Origin of the sequence: Streptomyces sp. NPDC048419 (assembly GCF_043200415.1) — a bacterium.
Lineage (GTDB): Bacteria > Actinomycetota > Actinomycetes > Streptomycetales > Streptomycetaceae > Streptomyces.
In genome coordinates this window covers 1-4,790 of sequence record NZ_JBICXT010000092.1, presented here as the reverse complement: position 1 = coordinate 4,790, position 4,790 = coordinate 1, and the positions used below count along the sequence as shown (strand labels likewise).

The window sequence follows — 4,790 nt, the reverse complement described above, 5'->3', positions numbered from 1 at the left end:
CCGTTCCTCTACAACGTGTGGAAGACGGCCAAGTACGGCAAGCCGGTCGGCGTCGACGACCCGTGGGGCTACGGCCGTTCGCTGGAGTGGGCGACATCCTGCCCGCCCCCACGGCACAACTTCCTCACCCTGCCGCGGATCCGCAGCGAATCCCCCGCTTTCGACCTGCACCACCACGACATCGCGATGCTAGATGAGAAGCAGAACCGAAGGCTGCCTGCATGACGGACCCAGCAGGCCGCACCGACAGAAAGTCGAAGACGCCCGCCGCCCTGGTCAACCAGGTCGAGGGCTACCTGCTGTTGCAGGCCCGCAGCGCCGAAGCAGCACAACGCGCCCGGGCCTTCACCGAGCCCTTGCATTGGCTGACCACATCACAGAGGGAAGAAATCCAACGGCACTACACCCTCGACTGCCTCACCCGCACCCGGGCAGACCTCCAGCAGCTCGCCAACCGGGCCCAGGCTCTGCGCAACGAGTATGAAGCCCGGTACCGTCGGCTGCGCGCTCGCTGTGGCGCCTTGTTGATCACCATGCTGTCAGCCATGGCACTACTCATGCTCTACCGCCGACACTCGTGACGGCTACTGACGTGATGGTCCGGGACACGAAGTCGGTATCCCGTTGCCCCGCCGATGACCCTGTCAACCCTCCCAGGAATCCGGCTACTGCCGCTCGGCCCCTCTTCCGCCTCCGGTGCCCCAGGCTCCCCTTACATACCGCCGCGCGGGGACGTGCAGCAGGGGGGCGCGGCAGCCCGGCGGCGGCCCCTGTGTACGGTCACCAGGCTGCGAGCAGGGCGGATCTTCCTCCGGCAGTCCCGGCGAGGTATCAGGGCAGGTTCCCGGACCTTAAAGATGCCGGGTGGCGCGGGTGTGTCGGCGGCACGCGGGAGAAAGTACGAAGATCTTTCACCTACGGGCTCACTCGCAGTCCATCGCGGCTGCACCAACTTGGCGTAAATCCTTGCCATCGGGGATTTGCATGCCTTTTCAACTGACATCGTCCGGGCCGAGCGGACCCAGCTTCATCAGCACGGCAGGCATCGGAGAGGATGGAGAAGCGGACACGGGAACCCTCATGATCGTTTGGCTTCGTCACCCCAATGATCACGAACCCCGAGTCCGCTCCGCTGTCCACCCCAACCCGCCATGACCCGGGCTACCTACGCACTCCGGGAACTTGCGCAGGCCTGGACTGGGACAGGGCCATCCGGCACTCCTCGTGGTTGAACTGGGCGTTCACCAAGGAGAGTTATGCGGTGGCCCGCCTTCTGTTCAGGGAGCGGTACCTACCCGTGGAAGTGCGCCCGGGGCGAACACCCGCGCACTCCCCGACCGCTGATCGCATACACCACGATGAGGGACACCATCCCGCGACACCGCCTCCCAGTCTTAGGTCATTTGATATTTTCTGGGCATAGGGGATTATTAGGTACAAGTACACGCTCTACTACGTGGGAATGTGCCACATCGAGACCCACCTGCCCCATGTGCGTATTCAGCACCATCCGGCGCTCCACGTGCAGTCATCGCGAGAGGGGTGGAACATGTCCACACCCCCTTCCTCTGAGCCATCACCTCAAGCGGACGAAACCGGCACGAACGAAGCCCGCTCCCCCATCACCGAAACCACCGCACCTGCGCCTGCAGGGCTCGGCAAAGAAGGTGGCGCATCGGTCGGTCCTGGCGTAACCAACAGCCCACCGACGGAGCCTAAAGAGAGGAAGACCGCGCCGGCTCTGCCACGGAAGGCGCTTCTCCAGGCCATTGAGCAAAGCGTCGCCGAGGACCTTGCTGCCGCAGGGGGGGTGCCACCGGAAAAGCTCGCCGCGATGCGCAGACACTGGGCGGAGTTCTCGTCCAAGCCGCCTAGCCCGCCCAACCCGCGCCCGGCTGGAAGTAGAAGGCATACTCAGGGCGGGCAGGAGGAATACTGGAACGGCCTGCGGTGGCTGCCGGTGCTCGAGAAAGTCCGAAATGCCTACGGCGGTCGTCCGGCGCGATGGCGGAAGCTTGTGAAGTACGGTGATGAGGATCAGCCAGCCGAGTTCCTTTACGCCAATTCACCAAATGGCCCATTTGTAAAGGAAGCCAATTTGGCGATTTGGGAGCGCAAGGCAGCCGGCGCGAGTTCGGCCATCGATGATTGGAACGCGGGAAAAATCCAGCAAATGCGCCGCACGCTCAATCCTTCAAAGGGCCTGGCATTGTTCAGCGACGAGGGCAATGAATACTGGCTGCTGCAGAAGGCGTCCGCGAGCCAGCCAGGCGATGAGCAAGCCCCTCTCCCCCAAACTCGCCTGGCTAAGCAGGGTAAGCTTTACCGCTTGGACAGTTCCACGATCGTCCTGGACGGCGAACAGGATCTTATTGACCCTTTGCAGCGGTACCTGCGGTCGTTTGATTCCCAAATCCACGTCATCACCATGGAAAGGGCTCAAGCAGATAGGGACTCTGCTCGCTGGCTCAAGGAACAGAAGGCTGTCATACCTCCGGAAGAGCTCGAACGGACAGGGCTCCTAAGAACCCCATGGCGAGAGCAGGTGCGATTGCAGCAGCTCGGGCAGATCGCCGAACGTGCAGCAGGTGCGGAGCTAGAAAGGCTGACATCCCAAACGCCACGTCGACGTAACCCGGTCCTGGACATGCATCAGGCCCCGGTCCCCTGCATATGGGTCGAGTCAGGAGGGGTTAAGGTGATATGCGTGGGACGGGACATGGCTGACAAAGTAGGGTCCGCGGCACCCACCACGCAGACGGTATGGCGCGGGGTCCTACGTCTTGTTCGCCGATGGGGACCCGGCAACACGATCGTGTACTTCACCGAGAGCGGTTCCCTCACCGCAGTCCAGAAGCAGGAACTGGCAGACTTTTTGGTCCGGGCATATCGTGGCTCCGCCCCGCAGGTCATCGAAGAGACCGAGCATCAGCGGAATATGGACCACCCGGCCCGAGAGCCGGCGCAGGCTACCCATGTCACCGCCCAAGCGAGGCCAGATGTGAACTACTTCAAACTCAGGGCCAACGAGACACTCCGAGCTGAAGCCGCAAATATCACCGCGACCTACCTCCATGACCGGAGCCATCATCAAAAGGCGCTCACTGTGAGCTTCTACTGGGGCCCGCGTCAGGGCACCGACGCTCAGCACGCTACAAGCTTCTACTTCTTCGCCATTGAGGGACCAGAGGGCCCCTACTACCCGGATGAAATTACTACGTGGGCGGTTCTTGAGGTCCGGGCTGGACGTCCAAAAGAGGGTTCCGACACGGAGCGTCCAGCCATCTATACGCCCGGGTTGCTTACCGTCGCCCCCTCCAAGCTGTGGGGAGGCCTCGACAATGCGCGCTACATGGAACTACTTGAAAATGATCTTCGCGCGGGGGGTATGCCAGATCTTTCAATCAGGATGGGCTCACCGGGCAAGCTAAGCGAGGAAAAGCGAGCTACCGCCACACGACCAGTTGCGCGGCCAGCTGAACGCAAGCAGCGCGAAACTCCCCCTGAGAGCGGAGCCCTGCCTGCCCAGGCCAGCGCACTGATCGCGGAGCTGCGTATCCTTCAACGCGCCGCTGGCCCAGCGGCCAGGGAGAAGCTTGACGCACTGACCGACCGGGCTGGCATCACTTACCCGCGGCCGGACAAGAGGCAATCCCCTCTTCTGTGCCATTGGGCTAGCTGTACGGTGCATAGCGATCGAGAGACGGCCAGCGTCGACGTGATCTGCGTGGACGAGGAGACGATCGAAGACGTCCGGGCAATCGGCCGTCGGCTCGCCGCGATCGGCGAGCGGGTCACATGGCCGTGGCAGGGGCATCTGCGCGTCGCGCGCAGACGCTTCCCCGGCAACCTCATTTTGTACTACACCGAGCAGGGATCCCTGCAAAGCGGACGCGAGGACAGGCTCGTTGAGTTCCTGCGCCGGAACTATTCCTACCGGTCGCCGAAGGTCCGCGACGGCCGCCAGCTCGAGGGTGGCGAACCGCGGAAAGATAACTGACCGGGGAAGTAGTGCGGGCACAGTTTTGTGGACTTCCCCTCGGCCCGTGAACGCTGGTAGAACCGCCTGGACTCTGGACGGCGAACTCGACCTGGCCGAGAGGGTGAACATCCGCAGGAGTGGCCGACCTTTTCGCCCTGGTCTGCGCAGCCTTGCAGCTGGTCTTCCCGCTGCCGCGTGGAAGGAGGGCCGGCCTGGCGACGCCGGCGAGCCGTTTGGGACTGCCGAAGGCGTCCGTGTCGCCGCCGGTCGCGGCGATGAACTCGGCACCGGGCATGTCGCCGCTGCCGGCCATGCCCTTACTGAGTTTCAATGCGTGGTGTCGTCATCACGCGGCGGGCACGAGCCCGGTGCCGGTGAGGCAGCCGTCGAGGACGTCGTGGCGGTACTGGAGCTGGCGCAGGCCCCGTCGGACGGCGGTGATCAGGTCCTCAGGGTTGGCGAAGGCACGCTGGGCAGTGGTGGTGCGTCGCAGTACTGACCAGATGCCTTCGACGGGTCGAGGTCTGGTGTGTAGGGCGGGAGTTGACACACGGTGAGCCAGTCGCGTTCGGCGATATAGCGGCGCATCCCGGCCCTCAGGTGGGTGTTCACTGTCCCAGATAAGCACGATCGGGCCGCCTAGCTGCTGGTGCGCCCCCTGCTGACCTACAGCTATTCAGGATGAAAGATGTCAATGAACCTCTTTCATCCTGAATAGTCGCAGGTCAAGAGGGTGTGGATGGCTTGGACGGCGGTGCCGATACGTCGGGTTGAACATCGGGCTCGCCGTAACAGTCGCCAGGACTTC

At 63.2% G+C, this 4,790-nt stretch carries 2 protein-coding genes and 3 pseudogenes; 3 read left to right on the top strand and 2 right to left on the bottom strand.

The window, feature by feature from the left end; genetic code table 11:
• The 3 genes and pseudogenes from ACGFYN_RS47790 to ACGFYN_RS47780 form a co-directional block, all read left to right on the top strand.
• Positions 1–225, top strand: a pseudogene (locus ACGFYN_RS47790) (cytochrome ubiquinol oxidase subunit I); the annotation flags it as partial.
• On the top strand, positions 222–581 hold the full coding sequence (locus ACGFYN_RS47785) for a cytochrome C oxidase subunit I (protein ID WP_393872232.1): 360 nt from the start codon (positions 222–224) through the stop codon (positions 579–581). The pseudogene ACGFYN_RS47790 and the gene ACGFYN_RS47785, both read left to right, overlap by 4 nt.
• Positions 582–1,549: 968 nt before the next feature.
• A complete protein-coding gene (locus ACGFYN_RS47780) occupies positions 1,550–4,000 on the top strand; it encodes a hypothetical protein (protein ID WP_393872231.1) in 2,451 nt (816 codons plus the stop codon).
• Positions 4,001–4,328: 328 nt separating this feature from the next.
• On the opposite strand, the pseudogene ACGFYN_RS47775 reads toward ACGFYN_RS47780, so the two are convergent.
• Positions 4,329–4,643, bottom strand: a pseudogene (locus tag ACGFYN_RS47775) (transposase); the annotation flags it as partial.
• Between the two features lie 44 nt (positions 4,644–4,687).
• Positions 4,688–4,790: pseudogene (locus tag ACGFYN_RS47770) on the bottom strand (IS5/IS1182 family transposase); the annotation flags it as partial.